This window comes from Acidovorax sp. Leaf160 (assembly GCF_001424265.1).
Lineage (GTDB): Bacteria > Pseudomonadota > Gammaproteobacteria > Burkholderiales > Burkholderiaceae_C > Paracidovorax.
The window spans coordinates 1-2,718 of record NZ_LMOV01000021.1; the positions used below are offsets into that span (position 1 = coordinate 1).

Sequence of the window (2,718 nt, forward strand, 5' to 3'; positions counted from 1 at the left end):
CTCAACACCCGGCCGCGTCAGACACTGGACTGGCGAACACCCCTTCAGGTCTTTGCGCTCGCTCTCAGCCAGGCCGGCGGCAGCACGGCCTCTCTGCAGTAGCCCATGTGTTGCACTTCGGACTTGACTCCGCCCCGGTATTCGTTCCGACCAGATCTTTCGAAAGTGACTGCTTGTACCGCCCTTTGGCGCGGCTATGTTTCCGCGTACCGACTGACCGTCGACGGACGCTTGGTTCTCGTTCGGGCGGTATACCCCTTCAGTCCGGATGCTGCCGCAGATGAAGCAAACGAGATGCTCTCGGGAGATTTTTGGCTTGACCTAAGAAATGGCTTTCTTGGTTAGGGCGTCTGCATCCCATTTCGACAAGGACGCATCGTCGTCGACGTCACTGCTTGGAAGACGACTCCCATCCTTGAGTAAGTACGTCAGGCGTAGCGGGCGGTCGCAAGGAAGGGGACGGGTACGCCACCAGCCTCCTGCAGGATAGCCCACAAGGCAATCTTGGCTGGCCAAGTCTGCAGTGGCCCCTGCCCATACGGTCTGCAACGAGCTGCGGTGTCGTTGGTGGTCGCCCCAGAGACCAGCTGGCATATCGCTCGGGTTGGACGAGGAACCTCCTTTTTCCTCATACGCCGCTGCGTTGATGCAGGCGACGAAGTCATGAACAGACGCCTCCATCCACGACGAACAATTCACCTGTTACATGAAACGCGACGAGCTATGCGGCTCGGCGCTATCCCGCAACCGGCAGTTGTATGCCCCCAGAATGTCGAGAAACAGACTAATCTTTGCCTCCACAATCGGCAGATCTTGGAAGCTATAAAGGTTGTAAGGTGTTGTCAGATAAAGCGCCCACCGGCAGATCTTTGCAGACGTCCACAGATGCCCGTTGCCCTTGCTGGTGGTAATTTGACGGGTTAGGCGTCCCTCATTACAATCCACTCAACACGGCCCCCTTCAGTGACGCATCTTGATGCTAGCTGCTTGGGGGTTTTTCTTTGGGCGCTCCGCTACCAAGAGCGCTCTTCCCAACCCGCATCCACCCCCATCCCTTGCAGCGTGATGCCCAGGTGCGCCACGTTGGGAAACGCCTGCAGATGCTGCTTCAATCTGCGGCCCCAGCCAGAAGACGGATTGATCACTTGCATCAGGTGCTGGCAGATGCACAGCAGCAGAAATGGACGCGTGCGCAATGCACTGTCGTTGACGAAAGCATCGAGCGCAGGCACTGCACCCACGGGTGGCAATTTGGGCTCTTCCACCACGTTGCGGTTCCACAAACGGCTGTGGTGCGCGCACACGTTGCGCAGATAGTTCAAGCTGCGCAGCCAACTGGCGAACACACGCCCATCTGCCACTCCGTAGCTTTGTGCAATGGCATCCTGGTCTTCCGACTGCAGACCTGAAAACAGGGTGGACACGCACCCGAAGTCCCACACCTCGCAGGCCACCCAGATCGCCAGAGGCAACCCATACTTTTCTCGGTTGTGCACCATGAAGGTCTCGCGCGAGCGTATGACCAAGGCCGCGTGCTTGGTCAGCCATTCGTGGTGCCGCGTCAGGCCGTTCTTGGCGTCCAGCTTGCGTGCAAAGTTGTCATGAAACAGTTCGGGCTTCAAATAGGCAAAAGCGTCTTTCTCTCCCAGCCTGTGCGACAGATCCACCCGCAAAGCCACCTCGATGCGCTCCAGTGCGTCCAGCGCCAGCAAACGCAGTTTTTTGTCGAAGACATACAAGTCCACCGCGTCGTGAAAACGCGTGCCGGGCTTGAATTCATCCAGCACCGGACGCTCGACCCGCACTTTTTTAGGCTTGCGGCCAGTTTCCGCATCCAGCGGACAAAACGGCTCGCCGCGCACCCGAAAGTCATACCAATACCCGCTGAGCCGGTAGTACCCGATGCGCTCCAGATAGTCCGCGGCCTTGGCTGCATCGCCGATCTGCATGCCACGGGCTTGCAACTGAATCAGTTGATCGACAACGCTTCGCCAGGGTTTGGAATAGGCCATGGTGCATGTACTGTGTTCAGCCTGCCTTTTGCACCAACGCCTCGGCAAGACGGGCCTGCACTGCCTCGCGTTCGGCCAGGCGCTGGCGCAGGTTGGAGCACAGGCGGCGCAGGGCGGTGACGCGGGTGGCGATGCGGGATTGTTCGGCGAGGGGTGGCAGGGGAATTAAGAACTGACCGAGCTTGCCAATGCTCAAACCTTCGCGAGATACGCCAACCTGCACATCCATGACGGTCTGTTGGACATGCCGCGAGACAAGAACTTTATGCAAGAAGGCATTAATTTCTGGCAAAACGGCACGAATGATCGTGACGTGTTGGCTAACGTTCGCCTCATCGAAATCGCTCGGAACGACAGCACAGCGGCCAATGGATGCGCCAGTGATGTTGAACAGCAAATCATTGGCGACAACGACTGTGCCCGCCATCTTTGCGTGCGTTTCTGGCCTGATGAAGGCCACGCCATCAAGGCGCAACCCGTCGTCCCATATATTCTGAGATCGCAGAAATTTCACACCTGACGAGACATAAACCTCGCGACCGCCAAGAGGCGTACTTCCTGCACCGATCTTCTGCAGCAAAGCGCTTAGGGAAGGTCTGCAAAACCCCGCCGCTGACTGGTGCGTGAAGCGAGCCGCAGGCAAGATGGCGAGCATGACGCACAAGCAGCAGCAGATGCTGGGGTTCGATCCCCTGCCCAAGAAGAC

General features: G+C 58.1%; 2 protein-coding genes. Both read right to left on the bottom strand.

The genetic code is table 11. The features are described from left to right. Positions 1 to 1,013 precede the first annotated feature (1,013 nt). Positions 1,014 to 2,012 (bottom strand): Abi family protein, encoded by a 999-nt coding sequence (locus ASF94_RS10705; protein ID WP_056665716.1) that lies wholly within the window; start codon positions 2,010 to 2,012, stop codon positions 1,014 to 1,016. A gap of 16 nt (positions 2,013 to 2,028) precedes the next feature. Further along, positions 2,029 to 2,718: restriction endonuclease subunit S (locus ASF94_RS20795; RefSeq protein ID WP_235505334.1), on the bottom strand; the 690-nt coding region annotated here is incomplete at its 5' end.

Coding starts and splice junctions, on each gene's coding strand:
- ASF94_RS10705 (WP_056665716.1), bottom strand. CDS start 2,012: ATGGCCTATTCCAAACCCTGGCGAAGCGTTGTCGATCAACTGATTCAG.